We start from the raw sequence: 14,649 nt of genomic DNA on the forward strand, positions 1-14,649 counted from the left end.
GCCGCCTAACGCGCGAGCATGCCGCTTGCAAGCCTAGTCGTCGTCCCGGTAAACGGCTTCAACGGTTCCGACGAGGTTTGTCGAACTAGAATCTCCGGAGCGTCCCCGGCAACCGATCGAAGGTAGAGCAGTCTTGATGAAACGAGTCCTGATCGCGGGTAGGGGCGCTGCCGGCAAGAGCTTGGCTGACGATACCGCGGCTGCTGGCGACATCGTCGTCGGATATCTGGACGATACGGCGACGGGGCCTGATGTTCTCGGGCGCCTGGACGAGGTGGGCTCCGTCTGCCAGCTACATCGCGTGGATGTGGTCTACTTTGCGATTCCCTCCGCACCGAGCGATGTCGTGCGCGATTTCGTGGGGCGTGTGCCGCGCCCCGCCGTTGAGCTCGCTGTGATTCCTCGGACCTACCGGATCGTGGCTAGGGAACGGGTGGCGCTGACGGACCTGACCGATGTCGATGTGCTGGACTTCGTCGGTCGAGCGCCGGTGAAACACGACATGGTAAGTGCGCGGGAGCTCATAGAGGGGCGACGGATCCTGGTGACGGGAGCGGGCGGCTCGATCGGTTCGCGGCTCGTTACGCAACTCCACATGCTCGATCCTGAGATCGTCGTGTGCGTGGACAGGTCGGAGCCGGCGATCTTTCACCTTGGACAGTCGCTCATCGACATTCCCAACTTCAGGTTGGAGGTCGCGGATGTGCAGTCCGAGCGCCGGATCGCGCAGATCATGGCACGTCACCGGCCCGAGGTCGTATTCCATGTCGCGGCATACAAGCACGTCCCCCTCATGCAGCAGAACGTCGTCGAGGCGTTCAACAACAACGTCGGCGGCACGCTGAACGTCCTCGAGAAGGCAGCCGAGTGGGGTGTCGAACGAGCGGTCTACGTATCGACCGACAAGGCGGTTCATCCGACGAACGTCATGGGAGCAACCAAACGCATCGGCGAACTTCTCCTCGCCGACTTGGCTCGGGGCGAATCGGCGACCAGATTCTCCGGTGTGCGCTTCGGCAATGTGTTGGAGAGCGAGGGGAGCGTCATGCAGACATTCCGTCGGCAACTTCAGCGCGGGCATAACCTGACGGTGACGCACCCTGAGATCACCCGCTACTTCATGACGATCGACGAAGCGGCGCAGCTCGTGATCCAGAGCGCTACGACCGGACAGCAGGGGGATCTCTTCGTTCTGGACATGGGCGAGCCGATTCGGGTGTATGACCTCGCGCGCGCTCTGATCGACGCCGTGAATCCCGCGTTGGAGATCGAGATCATCGGACTTCGGCCCGGGGAGAAGATGTACGAGGAACTTTCCTATCGATCAAGCTCTGTCGATGCAACAACCCATCCAAAGATCTTCATCGTTACGGAGCCTGGCGAGCGGCCTCCAGGCGACGCGCTCGTCTGGGCTCGGCGGATGCTGGACCGGACTCGTGCCTACGAGATCTCGGATGACGAGTTGCGCGTCGAACTCCGATCGTTCGGCTTTTCGGCTCTCCAGTGACGAAAAGCCCGAGGACGCCCGCGCGCGCGGACGTTCTCCTGGTGGGAGCCGCGGGGCCCATCGGGCGCGCGACGACTGAGCGGATGCGTTCGCGGGGTCTGAGAGTGGTGGCCACGGCGAGGTCCGGCCGACTGGAGCCGCTCGATGTGTCAGACGACGCGCAGGTTCTCGATGTGCTCGCGAGGTGGCGGCCACGCGGGGTGGTCTACCTCGCCTCTCCCGTGTTGACTCCGTCCGACGCGGACGCGAGGCAGCGCGCCGTGCGCGCGCTGCGCGACCTCGAGCGATTCCTCCATGCTTGCGCGGCGAACGATGTCGACCGCTTCGTCTTCGCATCGAGTGCCGCCGTGTACGGGGATGCCTCGCCGCGACGGTTGCGCGAGTCCGACCCTCTGCTCGGCACCTCGGCGTATGCGGACTTCAAGCGGCGCGCCGAAATCGCTGTCGGCGGTTCCCGGCTCTCGGGCGCCTCGTTGCGATTGTTCAACGTCTACGGACCGCGTTGTCACGCTTCGCTCATCAACCGACTGGTCGAAGGGGAGCGCCCTTCGCTGTTGATGACATCGAGCTTCGTGCGCGACTACGTCGACGTGCGCGACGTAGCCGAAGCAATCGACGCTGCGGTAGCGTCCCCCGCTTTGGGGCCGATAAACGTGGGTACCGGAATCGGGATCGACAATCTCTTACTCGCGGGATGGGCTCGCGATGAGTACGCACCCGTCCCCGGCGAAGGGATACATTCTTTCAGCGTGGCTGATGCGACGCATGCCGAACGGGTCTTGGGTTGGACCGCGCGACGCCGAGTGGAAAGCGTCTGGAAATCCCTGGACACCACGACACGCGGCTGGGCGTGACGAACAGCGGGGAATCCACGGGTTATCGGCGCACCTATGCGAACCTTGACGAGTGAGTTCCTTTCTGCATATCCTGCGCGCGCGCGTCGCCGCAATCTCCGCGCTTTCGATCGCGGTGGCGCTCTTCGTTGGTCTGCCCGCGGTGAACGCCGAGGCAGGAGAGCTGTCTCTCAGCTCGCCCACGCTAGAATCGGGGATCACCAGCGCCGCTATCGAGTCAGCGGGCCGCGTTCAGACGGCGAACCTCGGCGCATTCAACCCGGGCCGCATCATCGACGACGCCCTGTTCTTCAACGGCTCCGCGATGACCGCGCGACAGGTCCAGGATTTCCTCGACTCCAAGTACCAGGGCTGCGTCGCAGGCTATACCTGCCTTCGTTCGTACCGTCTCGATACCTATTCCAAACCGGCCACGGCGTACTGCGGAGCATATTCCGGTGGCCCGTACGAATCCGCCGCGGACGTGATTGCCAAAGTCGGTGCTGCGTGTGGAATAAGCCAGAAGGTCCTGCTGGTCACACTACAAAAAGAGCAAGGCCTCGTCACGCATTCCGCGCCCAGCGACTTGCGTTACCGGAAGGCGATGGGGCAGGGATGCCCGGACACCGCCAATTGTGATTCTAACTATTACGGTTTCTTCAACCAGATATACGGAGCGGCACAGCAATTCAAGGTCTACGGTGTCTCCCAGAACTTCAAATACTACGCTCCGGGGAAGACGTGGAACATCAGATACAGCCCGGACGCCACTTGCGGTTCCTCGCCCGTCTACATCCACAATCAAGCTACCGCCAATCTGTATTACTACACCCCCTACCAGCCGAATTCTGCGGCCTTAGCTGCTGGATACGGCGAGGGTGATAGATGTTCGAGCTACGGCAACCGAAACTTCTACAGCTATTACACCGACTGGTTCGGCCCGACGCTCGGCAATGAGGTCGGCTCATACTTCCTGTCGTATTACGCGTCGAATCGGGATTGGCTGGGTTACACGACGGGTCCCATGACGTGCGGCGGCCCGAATGGCGGCTGCTCACAGGCTTTCCAGAACGGCTTCGTGTTCAGCAGCACCCACTCGACAGCGACTGGCGTTCGTCCCGATGTCTTCGCGACATGGTCAAATCAGGGCCGTGAGTTCGGTTCCCTGGGATATCCGATTGCGGATCGCCGCTGTGACGACATGGGTTTCGGCTCGTGTCGGCAGGAGTTCCAGGGCGGCTGGATTGTGTCGAGTCCCGTGGGCGGTATGCGTGTCGTGCTGAACGACGTGAGGTACACCTGGTCGAACTGGGGCCGTGAGTACGGTGCTCTCGGTCTTCCACTAGGTGACGCGACGTGTGCCGGCGCCACATGTATTCAAATATTCGAAGGTGCGTGGGTGGTTTCTAACCCAGCCGTGGGGACTCGGGTTGTACCTAACGCGGTGCGCTGGCTCTGGACGGACTGGGGACGCGAGGCCGGGATCCTCGGCCTCCCCGTCGGGGACCCCTCGGTGCCTGGCGGCTCGAACTATGTGCAGGCGTTCCAGGGTGGTGTGGTGACCGTCACGAATGGCTCGGCCGGTTTGACGTCGTCGACGGATCCGTGGTTTGGGACGGTGTTGGCGAACGGCTGGTTGGGTTCTGGGGTGAGCGGTAAGTGGTGCGGTATGGCTGCGGGTGCGTGCTCCCAGGCGTTCCAGAACGGGTGGGTGGTGCACAGTGGTGCGGGGGCGTATGCGATGCCGTCGGCTGTGGTGTCGTTGTGGTCGAGTTGGGGTCGTGAGGGGGGTCTGCTCGGGTTCCCGACGTCAGGTCCTTCGGCGGATCCTGGGTCGGGGAATTACACGCAGGCGTTCCAGGGTGGTGTGGTGACCGTCACGAATGGCTCGGCCGGTTTGACGTCGTCGACGGATCCGTGGTTTGGGACGGTGTTGGCGAACGGCTGGTTGGGTTCTGGGGTGAGCGGTAAGTGGTGCGGTATGGCTGCGGGTGCGTGCTCCCAGGCGTTCCAGAACGGGTGGGTGGTGCACAGTGGTGCGGGGGCGTATGCGATGCCGTCGGCTGTGGTGTCGTTGTGGTCGAGTTGGGGTCGTGAGGGGGGTCTGCTCGGGTTCCCGACGTCAGGTCCTTCGGCGGATCCTGGGTCGGGGAATTACACGCAGGCGTTCCAGGGTGGTGTGGTGACCGTCACGAATGGCTCGGCCGGTTTGACGTCGTCGACGGATCCGTGGTTTGGGACGGTGTTGGCGAACGGCTGGTTGGGTTCTGGGGTGAGCGGTAAGTGGTGCGGTATGGCTGCGGGTGCGTGCTCCCAGGCGTTCCAGAACGGGTGGGTGGTGCACAGTGGTGCGGGGGCGTATGCGATGCCGTCGGCTGTGGTGTCGTTGTGGTCGAGTTGGGGTCGTGAGGGGGGTCTGCTCGGGTTCCCGACGTCAGGTCCTTCGGCGGATCCTGGGTCGGGGAATTACACGCAGGCGTTCCAGGGTGGTGTGGTGACCGTCACGAATGGCTCGGCCGGTCTGTAGCTTCCGCCGTTGTCAGCTACATGTTTCGTTAGTTGCGTAGAGCACACGTGTTGGCGAGTACCGCATTCGCTTCAGGGAAGCTGCCTTCGAACGCGGGGATCGTGAGTATTCGCTGCCAGCACTGCGCGGAAGCGGGGTACGCAGCTTCCCAGAACGCCATGTCTCGTTCGTAGAGGACGAGATAGTCGGCAGTCATCAGCGCCGCCTCTGCAGCGCCCTGACGGGCGCCGTCGGCGACGACACCCGGGATTGTGATTCCGATCACCTCGTTGCACAAACGTGGACCATACAGGGGGTAGGGCAGAGCGGCGAACGGAGCATCGGTCTGCCAGCCGTTGGCGTCCAGACCACCCGAGGTCTGCAGCGCAATGGTCGAACAGTCATCGCCGAGCCAGGACGTCCGCCACCCTTGTCCCCACGGATTGCCGGGTGTGTCGGCTTGGAGATCCGCTGAATAGCTTCGCGTATCGAGTACAGATCGTAGCCCGGGATTCATATGCGTCTCAGTCCACCAGATCTGATTGCCCGCGAGTATCAGTGCGCACAGGGCGGCGATCGCATCGATCAACCGAGGGGGGCGCAAGACGGGGCTGATGGCGAGTGTTGCAGCGAGAATGCAGACCGTCGGGCCTATTACGTAGCGCGAGTCGAACGACGCTGGTTGGAGGGTGATCACTCCGATGGAGAGAGCCGTGATGATGATGGCTGGCACGAAGAGGTCTGCGCGCCATGCGAATCGTGATGTGCGCAGCACTCCCACGATCGCCTGAGCGATCAGGAGGGCAACTGCAAGAATCAAGATCCAGAGGGGGACGTAGCCGAAGCCGCCCTCGCGGGGGTCGTAGTCGAGTTTGGTGACTCCATGCATCGCGCCGCTCGCGAGCCCTTCGGCGAAGGTCCGGAGACGGATGAGATCAACCAGCCCCGCGCCTCGGTCACCCGACGAGAAGAGCGAGAAATCGACGACTCCACGTAAGTCGAGTGGGCCGAGCGAGACCCGAACTGGGTAGACGGGATTGCCGAACGCGATGAGATTGCGCGCGTAGAAAGTCAGCGAGAGGAGGAGGGGGACCAGCGCTGCTGACGCATGGTGAAGCAGGAGCGGACCGACGCGCGCACGTTGCCGAACTCCCCGAACGATCACGGCGAGCACGAGGAACCCCAAGAGGAGAGCGCTCGTTGCAATCCCAGTCGGCTTGGATGCGAGGACGCCGGCGATCGCCATCGCGCACATCATCGTGTCGAGCGGACGCGCGTGTCGAACAACGGCAATCAGCACGATCGACGTCGAAATCGCTGCACCGTAGGCCAGGTCCACTAGGAGGGTTCGAGGCTGAAGCCAGATCACAGGAGCGGAGACGATCAGTATGGCCAGACACATGCGCACGGTAGAGCTGCGAAACCGCCGCTGAAACGCGACGTTCAGCACGAGCAGCAAGACGAACAGATGCGGAATCTGAGCCGCATCGTCGAATGCCGCCGTGCCCGTGAACGTCGCAAGATTGATGGCACCGACCATCGTCAGGTCGGTGTATGCCATGTACTGGCTGACCATGTCCCAGCCCCACAGACTCCCCGACTGCGAGAGCAGAGCGAGGATGGGGCCGTGGTACATCATTCCGTCACCGGACACCTCAGGCTTGAACGCGGCGATGGTCCAGTGAATCCCGAGGGCGGCGACGATGATCGCCAAAGCAGGCCAGTTCCTGCGTGCGTCCGATGGGATCATTCGCAGGCCATTGAGGACCGGCTCGCGCACCGAACGCAATGCGAACGCGCCAACGATCGTCGCGGCCAGGATCACGTTCGTGACCTGCCACGGAACGTTCACGAAGAGAAGGGCCACCACGACAAGCGGATAGCCCACTATCGCCACAAGCGCCCCGTAGAGGGCAGCGAGGGCCGTCCCTCGTGAGGAACGCAGTGATGCGGCGACGCCGAACAGAAGTGCCAACTGGACGAGTATGCCCAGCGAGCCGAAGATGCCGCTCATTGATGCTGTCGGTGCCTGGGCAAGGCATTCAGCCGCAGTACTGCCTCAGTCGGGACAACACGCGAGTTGCCCATCAGACTTCCCCACACCATCGGGCAACGGCCTGCCCAAGACGTCGATCGAAGTCGACCGGTGAATAGCCAGTCGCCTCAATCTTCGAAAGGTCGAGTTCGCTGCTGCGCGGTCGAGGAGCGACCGGACCTTGGGCCTCGCGGTAGTACTCAGTGGTGGACACGGGCGTGACGCGATTAGCGTCGCCCCCCGCGAGAGAGAAGACCATGCGAGCGATCTCCGCCCAGGACCGCGGGTCGCCTGCACCCGTGAGGTTGTAGACGCCGAAGGGGGCTCCCGTCTCGACTAGATGGAGTATTCCAGTGGCAAGATCTTCGGTGAAGGTCAGGCGTCCCACCTGATCGTTGACGACCTTGGGTGCCACGCCACGCTGGGCCAGGTCGACCATTGTCCTCACGAAGTTCCTCCCGTCGCCGATGACCCACGATGCGCGTACGACGTAGTGCTTGGGAACCGTCCCCACTAGAATATCGCCCGCGGCCTTCGTCTGGCCGTATACACCAAGAGGACTAACAGGGTCGTCTTCGCGGTACGGTCGATCGGTCTCGCCATCGAAGACATAGTCCGATGAGACATGAACGAGCGTGAGGTCGTTCATGGCCGCGATCCTCACGAGGTGAGCGACCCCCTGGACATTCGTCGCCCAGGCCTCCCGTCGCCCATCTGGCGTCTCGGCGAGGTCGACTGCTGTATACGCCGCAGCGTTGATGATGACTTCGTAGTCGCTCCACAGGCGGGCATGCAGCACCGACTCATCGGCGACATCGAACTCCTGCCGGTCCGCGAACTCGACATCTTTCCTCGCATCGAGTGCTTGTCGGAGGGCGTGTCCGAGCTGGCCCTCCCCGCCCACGACCAGGATCTTGCGTCGAGCCACCGGAATCACGGCAGCCAGTCGTGGGTGACGCCTGTCCTTGGCGGACACCGCCGCTCGATCCAGCGCGATCGGCCACGCGATCGCCGCGGTCTCATCTTCGAGGTTGAGGAAGGTGTAGTGAGCGTCCGAGGACCAATGATCGTTCACCAAATAGCTGTAGGCGGTGTCTTCTTCCAAGGTCTGATAGGCGTTTCCCACCCCGCGCGGAACGAACACGGCACGCGACGGGTCGAGTTCTGCGGTGAAGACGGTTCCGAAGGTCGGCCCGTCCCTGAGGTCGACCCAGGCCCCAAAGACGCGACCCGTAGCGACGGACACCCACTTGTCCCACGGCTCCGCATGAATACCGCGCGTTGTGCCGATTGCGTCGTTGAACGAGACGTTGTTCTGCACCGGGCCGAAGTCCGGAAGGCCCATCGCAATCATCTTCTCGCGCTGCCAGTTCTCCTTGAACCAACCTCGCGAATCGCCGTGGACGGGCAGATCCCACACAGTTAGTCCAGGAATCGGGGATGGAAACGCTGCGAGATGCTTACCGAACTCCATGACCACGCCTAGTGACCCTTCGATGCGTAGAAGGCCTCGGTCGCGTCCTTCGCGGGCGCCCACCACGCTTCGTTCGCGCGATACCACTCGATTGTTGCCGCAAGCCCGGCCTCGAAGTCCCGGAATCGAGGGCGCCATCCCAGCTCACGTCTCAGTTTTGTTGAGTCGATGGCATAGCGGAGATCGTGCCCGGGGCGGTCCGCGACGTGTTCGTATGCGTCTGATGGCTCGCCGAGCAGCGACAGGATGAGCTCTACGATCGCCTTATTGTTGCGTTCTCCGTCCGCACCAATCAGATACGTCTCCCCGATTTTCCCTCCCTCGAGGATCGCGAGGACCGCCGAAGAATGATCGTCTGCGTGGATCCAGTCGCGCACGTTCTCGCCCGCCCCATAGAGTTTGGGGCGGATGCCGCGGAGGATGTTCGTGATCTGGCGGGGGATGAACTTTTCCACGTGCTGGTAGGGGCCGTAGTTGTTGGAGCAGTTGGAGATCGTGGCACGGACGCCGAAGGAGCGTACCCATGCCCTCACCAGAAGATCGCTTCCGGCTTTCGTCGATGAGTACGGCGACGAGGGGTTGTAGGGGGTCTGCTCGGTGAATCGCGCCGGGTCGTCGAGTTCGAGGTCTCCGTAAACCTCGTCGGTCGAGATGTGGTGGAATCGACGGTCATGCCGGCGGGCCGCTTCGAGCAATGTGTAGGTGCCGATGATGTTCGTGTCGAGAAAGGGACGCGGATCGCTCAACGAATTGTCGTTGTGCGACTCGGCCGCATAGTGCACCACGGAGTCTGCGCGTCCGACCAGGTCATCGACGAGCGTCGGATCGGCGATGTCGCCCTTCACGAAGGTGACGCGGCTCTCCGGCAGACCCGCGAGGGAGGCGAGGTTTCCCGCGTAGGTGAGTTTGTCGAGAACGGTAACGTGATGATCGGTGTGCTTCACGACGTGGTGAACGAGGTTCGAGCCGATGAATCCGGCACCGCCGGTGACAAGGAGCTTGGCCATCACCGGCCCCGCTCAAGGATCTCGAGTAGGTAAGCGCCGTAGCCGGACTTCACGAGATCCTGAGCGCGAGCGCGCAGTTCCTCGTCGCTGAGGAACCCCTGCCGCCAGCCCACCTCCTCGGGGGAGCCGATCTTCATCCCCGTGCGCCTTTCGATCGTCCGCACGTAGTCGGCGGCATCGGTCATCTGATCGAATGTTCCGGTATCGAGCCATGCCGTACCGCGAGGCAGCACCTCGACGGTCAGCTTGCCTCGCTCGAGGTACGCGCGGTTGATGTCGGTGATCTCATACTCTCCCCGAGCGCTTGGGGCGAGGCAGCGCGCGATCTCGACGACGTCGTTGTCGAAGAAGTACAGCCCGGGGACTGCATAGTTGCTCTTGGGCCGGACGGGCTTCTCTTCGAGGGAGATCGCCGTTCCAGCGGCGTCGAACTCGACCACGCCGTACGCGTGAGGGTCGGAGACCCAATAGGCGAATATCGCCCCTCCGTCTACCTCGGCATAGCGTTTCAGCTGAGTGCCCAACCCCGGGCCATAAAGAAGATTGTCGCCAAGTACGAGAGCCACTTTGTCTTCGCCGATAAAATCGGCGCCGATCGTGAAGGCTTGAGCTAGCCCGTCTGGGGATGGTTGACGGGCGAAGCTCAATGAGATGCCGAATCGCGAGCCATCGCCGAGGAGATGCTCGAAGAAAGGAGCATCGTGTGGTGTCGTGATGATGAGGATGTCGCGAATGCCCGCCAGCATGAGAGTCGACAGCGGGTAGTACACCATCGGCTTGTCGTAGACGGGGATGAGTTGTTTGGACACACCCAGCGTGATCGGGTGCAGGCGGGTGCCAGAGCCGCCGGCGAGGATGATGCCCTTCACAAGAGACCAGCCTGCCACGTCGTGACAACGTCGTCCTCGACCGTCGAGGGCAGCTCTGGACGCGCCGTTCCGTGCGTCATCGTCGTCCCGCGACAAAGTCGTAGATCGATTGCCGCCATCCGATGGTCGGTTTCCAGCCGAACTCGTCGCGCAGGCGAGCTGCGGAGCCGACGATGTTCGGTGGATCCCCGGGGCGCAAGCGCGCAGAGTCCACGATGACCCGTGGTATGGGGCGACCAGACGCGGCCGCGACAGCCGCAAGTACCTCGCGCCCCGAGTGCGATTCGCCGGATGCCACGTTGTACAGCCGGTGTGCGTGTGTAGGAGCGAAAGCGAGCGTCAGATACGCTCGCGCGACGTCACGAACGTCGGTGAAATCGCGTTTCGAGTCAAGATTTCCCACGGTCAACGCTTCGCCATCGCGGAGATCTCGCATCGCGAGAGCGAAGTCGGGAACGATGAACCCGGGACCCTGGCCGGGGCCGATGTGGTTGAACGGACGCGCGACGACCGTGTCGAGTCCCCGGCGGGAGTAGTACTCAGATTGTGTTTCGACGAGAAGCTTCGCTACGGCGTAAGGGGAGTTTGCGGAGCATGGATCCGCTTCCGTGATCGGATGCCCGTCCTCGGGTGGGGTGTACACGGCACCCGAGGAGACGACGACAACCCGTGCCCCCTGCCCTGCATGGAGCAGCGCCTCGCACATCGTGGTCATAATGCCGCTGTTGACCGTCAAGTACCTTTGCGGCTGCCCGAATGACGGCCCGACTGCTGCAAGGCCGGCGAGGTGCACGACGGCATCCGCGTGTTCGAGCACCGGCCATGTCGTCTCGAGGTCGGCGCGCAGGTATACCGCGGCGTGCGGAGAGAGGGCGTCGGACGGCTCCGGTTCCCGGCCGACCCCGATGACGCGCACCCCGTCCGCCGAGGCGAGCGCGGCCACGTGCGCGCCGACGAAGCCGTTCGCGCCCGTGATGACGAGCGTTGGTGCGCTCACGCGGACGCTATCGACGCGGCGGCCGATTGCGTGGCGAGGTCGTGTGCCACCATACGGCTCACCAGCCCGGGGAAGTCGACCTTGCGGCGCCAGCCGAGCTCCTGTTCGGCCTTCGTCGGGTCGCCGAGGAGGATGTCGACCTCGGCGGGACGCATGAACTCGGGATTCTGCCGGACGTACGGGCGCCAGTCCTCGATGCCGATCTCGGCGAACGCGAGCGTCAGGAACTCCTCGATCGAGTGCGTCTCGCCCGTGGCGAGCACGAAGTCGTCGGGCACGGAATGCTGCAGCATGCGCCACATCCCCTCGACGAAGTCGCCCGCGTAGCCCCAGTCGCGCTTGGGCCAGAGGTCGCCGAGCTCGATGTCGGGCTGCAGACCGAGCTTGATGCGTGCCACGGCGTGCGTGATCTTGCGAGTGACGAACTCTACCCCGCGACGTTCGCCCTCGTGGTTGAAGAGGATGCCGCAGGCGACGAACATCCCGTAGCTCTCGCGATAGTTCTTCGCGATCCAGTGGCCGTACAGCTTCGCGACGCCGTAGGGGCTGCGCGGGTGGAAGAGCGAATTCTCGTTGTAGCCCGCACCGGGGCGGTTGTAGTCGAGCCCCCCGAACATCTCCGAGGTCGAAGCTTGGTAGACACGGGTACGTTCCGCGCGGCCGGTGATCCGCACGGCCTCGAGCACGTTGAGAACGCCCTTGGCCGTCACATCCGCCGTGAGCGTGGGGTTCTTGAATGAGTACCCCACGTGGCTCACGGCCGCGAGGTTGTAGAGCTCGTCCGGGTCGGAGGTCTCTACGGCGCGCACGAGCGATGTCGGGTCGGTGAGGTCACCCTCGATCAGGCGGACGTACGGCATCTCGACAGCGACGCTTTCGCGGCGCGGATTGTGCTGGCCCCGGATCAGGCCGTAGACCTCGTAGCCCTTCTCGTGGAGCAGCTCAGCGAGGTGCCCACCGTCCTGACCGGTGATCCCGGTGATGAGTGCGCGGCGCGTATCTGCCATGAATTCCTCCTGCTTGATAACCCTGACAGCATAGTCGGCGAGGCTCCCTACGCCGTGATGGGCGGGGTCTGGTCGAGCGTCTGCAGCGCCCGCCGACACCGTCGCCAGAGCAGTACCGTCGCTCCCATTTCGGTGAGTGCGTATCCGATTGCTGCGCCGACGGGTCCGATCATGAGCGCGAGCACGATCATGGCCGGGACTCCGACCAGTGTGGACAGCAGCGTCGCGCGCAGGACCGCGCCGGCTTCGCCCGCAGGGTAGAGGATGTGCCGGGTCATGGAGGTGCGAACGGAGAAGAACGCGAAGGTGAGACCCATCGCCAGAAGCACCGGAGTCGATGACGCTGCGGCCGCACCGAAGAGGATCGCGCTTACCCAGGCGCCGAGAACACCGAGGCCGGCGAAGCCGAGGAGCCCGACCAGCCCGTGCGCCGTCAGAGCAAGTCGCATACGACGGCTGCGTCCGGGCCCGTGCGCCTCCGCGATCCAGGTCTGCAGGGCGTTCGCGAGCGTCATCGGGATGAACTGACCGAGCTTGAGCATCTTGTCCGCCGAGGCGAAACCCGCCGCCGCGGAGACCGGAGCGGTGAGCGACACGAGTGGCGTCGGCACGGTCGAATAGACGCTCAGCCCGACATCGTTGAGCGCGACGGGCGAGCCGGACCGGAATAGCTCCGCGACGTCCCGTCGGCGCGGCCACGCCGCGGGGTGGCTCCTGAGAACGCGCAGTGTGAAGAGTCCCGTGCCGACCAGAGTGACGGCGATCCCGGCGATCGGATAGAGCTCGACGGGAGCGCCGTAGAGGATCGCCAGAGCGCAACCGGCGGTGACGGCGAGGCGCGGGAGCGAGTCGTAGAAGACGATGGAGAGCGGATGGCCGACACCCGCCGAGAACCATGTGAAGGTCAAGGCGATGAATGCCCCCTGAAGCCCCATCAGTACCGCGAGCCACGTGTGCCCCGGGTCCGCGACCACCCAACAGATCACACACATGATCGGGAGGGCGAGCGTGGCGACGAGCAGGCGGACCACGAGCGATCCACGGTACAGCTCACCGCGCCGCGTGTGGTCACTGATGGAGATGAGCGCGGGGCCGATCGACATCCAGCCGTATCCGATCACGATCGATGCGAGCGAGCCGATCGACTCACCCGCTATCGCGCTCGCCCATCCGGCCGGCCCAGCCGAGCGTGCCACGATGGGCAGGACCAGGAGCGGCGAGATGGCGGCGATCGTCGGGACGAGGAAGAACAGGACGAGGCGCCGCCACAGGGGGGAATCGTCGTTCATCGACCGGTCCGGCTTCGCTCGGCCGCAGCCTGGATGACTCGCGCGGTCTGCTCCGCCGAACGCTCCCACGTGTATTCGCTGCTTCGCCGCACGCCGGCCTCGCGGCGCTCTGTCTGATCATCAGCGAGTGCGTCACGGATTGCCGCGGCGAAAGGCGCCGGTGAGGTCGCATCCGCATAGATCGCGACATCGCCGCCGACCTCCCGCAACACGGGCACATCGTTCGCGAGCACCACGCACCCGCGGCGCATCGCGTCGAGCACGGGCAGGCCGAATCCTTCTTCGAGAGACGGGCACACGTACAGCGATGCGCACGCGTAGAGCGCCTCGAGCTGTGCTGCGCTCACCCAGCCCGGCAGGACGACGTCGCCTTGGAGGCGCAGACGTTCGACGAGCGGAGCCAGGGGGTCCGCGCCGCGACTGCCCGGAACGACGACGAGGGGGCGGTCGCCCTCCACGGTCGCAACGGCGCGCAGGATGCCCTCGAAGTTCTTGTGCGGGAGCCGGTTGCCGGTGCTCATCACGATCGGGCGGCCCGGACGGATTCCCAGCGCCGCGAGCTCGGACCACGGGTCGTCCGGCACGGACGGCTCGTTGGTTCCGTGCGCGATGACCGTGACGACTGCCGGATCGACTCCCATGTGGGCGATCACCTCGGACGCTGCGGTGTGCGAGCCGGTGATCACGAGGTCCGACGAGCGGGCGGCCCGTCCCATCAGCCAGGCCGTCACGCGAGCGAGCACACCGCCCAGACCTCCGCCATCGCGGAGGTGATAGGTCGCGTCGTGGGTCGTCGTCACACGGGGGACGACGGAACGGCCGAGCGGCGCGAAGTTGGCCGGGCTCCAGACGACATCGGCCCCGAGCCGCCTTGCGCGCCGGTCGACTGCCAGCACCTCACCGGCCGCCCACGACAAGCGATCCGTCCCGACCCAGTCGACCACGTGCACCTCGCCGGGGAAGAACCCGCGTACGCGGTCCGCCCCTGCTCGATTCGTCAGCGCGACGAACTGCGCGTCGGGGAGCGCCTGCGGCAGACGCGTCGCGATCGCACGTGCGTACGTCTCGGTGCCCCCTCTCCGTCCGGTGAAGAAGAGCAGATCCACGAGCACTCGGATCGGCATC

General features: G+C 64.2%; 11 protein-coding genes. 3 read left to right on the forward strand and 8 right to left on the reverse strand.

Features of this window, described 5'->3' with window-relative positions; genetic code table 11:
• The first annotated feature begins 136 nt into the window (after positions 1 to 136).
• Genes CGU35_RS03415 through CGU35_RS03425 form a run of 3 tightly spaced genes read left to right on the forward strand, consistent with a single transcriptional unit; the run spans position 137 to position 4,867 of the window.
• Complete coding sequence (locus tag CGU35_RS03415; RefSeq protein WP_100810221.1) at positions 137 to 1,507, forward strand: polysaccharide biosynthesis protein; 1,371 nt, start codon at positions 137 to 139, stop codon at positions 1,505 to 1,507.
• A 41-nt stretch (positions 1,508 to 1,548) separates the two neighbouring features.
• Positions 1,549 to 2,361 carry an NAD-dependent epimerase/dehydratase family protein gene (locus tag CGU35_RS03420; RefSeq protein ID WP_269800319.1) on the forward strand — a complete coding sequence of 271 codons (813 nt, stop codon included), beginning with the start codon at positions 1,549 to 1,551 and terminating at the stop codon, positions 2,359 to 2,361.
• A 52-nt stretch (positions 2,362 to 2,413) separates the two neighbouring features.
• Positions 2,414 to 4,867 (forward strand): LGFP repeat-containing protein, encoded by a 2,454-nt coding sequence (locus CGU35_RS03425; RefSeq protein WP_100810223.1) that lies wholly within the window; start codon positions 2,414 to 2,416, stop codon positions 4,865 to 4,867.
• A gap of 28 nt (positions 4,868 to 4,895) precedes the next feature.
• Here the strand turns inward: CGU35_RS03425 and CGU35_RS03430 are convergent, their stop codons facing one another.
• The 8 genes from CGU35_RS03430 to CGU35_RS03465 form a co-directional block, all read right to left on the reverse strand.
• Positions 4,896 to 6,860, reverse strand: coding sequence for a hypothetical protein (locus tag CGU35_RS03430; RefSeq protein ID WP_100810224.1), 1,965 nt, complete (start codon positions 6,858 to 6,860; stop codon positions 4,896 to 4,898).
• Between the two features lie 73 nt (positions 6,861 to 6,933).
• On the reverse strand, positions 6,934 to 8,355 hold the full coding sequence (locus CGU35_RS03435; protein ID WP_100810357.1) for a sugar nucleotide-binding protein: 1,422 nt from the start codon (positions 8,353 to 8,355) through the stop codon (positions 6,934 to 6,936).
• Positions 8,356 to 8,363: 8 nt separating this feature from the next.
• Positions 8,364 to 9,362, reverse strand: coding sequence for a dTDP-glucose 4,6-dehydratase (gene rfbB, locus CGU35_RS03440; protein WP_100810225.1), 999 nt, complete (start codon positions 9,360 to 9,362; stop codon positions 8,364 to 8,366).
• Positions 9,362 to 10,231: a glucose-1-phosphate thymidylyltransferase RfbA gene (gene rfbA / locus CGU35_RS03445; protein WP_100810226.1), complete on the reverse strand. Its 870-nt coding sequence runs from the start codon at positions 10,229 to 10,231 to the stop codon at positions 9,362 to 9,364. The genes rfbB and rfbA overlap by 1 nt, the downstream gene beginning before the upstream one ends.
• Positions 10,232 to 10,307: 76 nt before the next feature.
• Positions 10,308 to 11,228 carry an NAD-dependent epimerase/dehydratase family protein gene (locus tag CGU35_RS03450; RefSeq protein ID WP_157813881.1) on the reverse strand — a complete coding sequence of 307 codons (921 nt, stop codon included), beginning with the start codon at positions 11,226 to 11,228 and terminating at the stop codon, positions 10,308 to 10,310.
• Positions 11,225 to 12,235 carry a GDP-mannose 4,6-dehydratase gene (locus tag CGU35_RS03455; RefSeq protein WP_100810228.1) on the reverse strand — a complete coding sequence of 337 codons (1,011 nt, stop codon included), beginning with the start codon at positions 12,233 to 12,235 and terminating at the stop codon, positions 11,225 to 11,227. The genes CGU35_RS03450 and CGU35_RS03455 overlap by 4 nt, the downstream gene beginning before the upstream one ends.
• A 47-nt stretch (positions 12,236 to 12,282) precedes the next feature.
• Complete coding sequence (locus CGU35_RS03460) at positions 12,283 to 13,524, reverse strand: lipopolysaccharide biosynthesis protein (protein ID WP_100810229.1); 1,242 nt, start codon at positions 13,522 to 13,524, stop codon at positions 12,283 to 12,285.
• A complete protein-coding gene (locus CGU35_RS03465; protein ID WP_100810230.1) occupies positions 13,521 to 14,648 on the reverse strand; it encodes a glycosyltransferase family 4 protein in 1,128 nt (375 codons plus the stop codon). The genes CGU35_RS03460 and CGU35_RS03465 overlap by 4 nt, the downstream gene beginning before the upstream one ends.
• Between the last annotated feature and the right edge of the window lies 1 nt (position 14,649).

This window comes from Microbacterium sp. BR1 (genome assembly GCF_002812725.1).
Taxonomy (GTDB): domain Bacteria; phylum Actinomycetota; class Actinomycetes; order Actinomycetales; family Microbacteriaceae; genus Microbacterium.

Excerpts from the sequence above, each read along its gene's own strand:
- rfbB (WP_100810225.1), bottom strand. The coding sequence starts at position 9,362 with ATGGCCAAGCTCCTTGTCACCGGCGGTGCCGGATTCATCGGCTCGAAC.
- CGU35_RS03415 (WP_100810221.1), top strand. The coding sequence starts at position 137 with ATGAAACGAGTCCTGATCGCGGGTAGGGGCGCTGCCGGCAAGAGCTTG.
- CGU35_RS03465 (WP_100810230.1), bottom strand. The coding sequence starts at position 14,648 with ATGCCGATCCGAGTGCTCGTGGATCTGCTCTTCTTCACCGGACGGAGA.
- CGU35_RS03455 (WP_100810228.1), bottom strand. The coding sequence starts at position 12,235 with ATGGCAGATACGCGCCGCGCACTCATCACCGGGATCACCGGTCAGGAC.
- CGU35_RS03430 (WP_100810224.1), bottom strand. The coding sequence starts at position 6,860 with ATGAGCGGCATCTTCGGCTCGCTGGGCATACTCGTCCAGTTGGCACTT.
- CGU35_RS03435 (WP_100810357.1), bottom strand. The coding sequence starts at position 8,355 with ATGGAGTTCGGTAAGCATCTCGCAGCGTTTCCATCCCCGATTCCTGGA.
- CGU35_RS03460 (WP_100810229.1), bottom strand. The coding sequence starts at position 13,524 with ATGAACGACGATTCCCCCCTGTGGCGGCGCCTCGTCCTGTTCTTCCTC.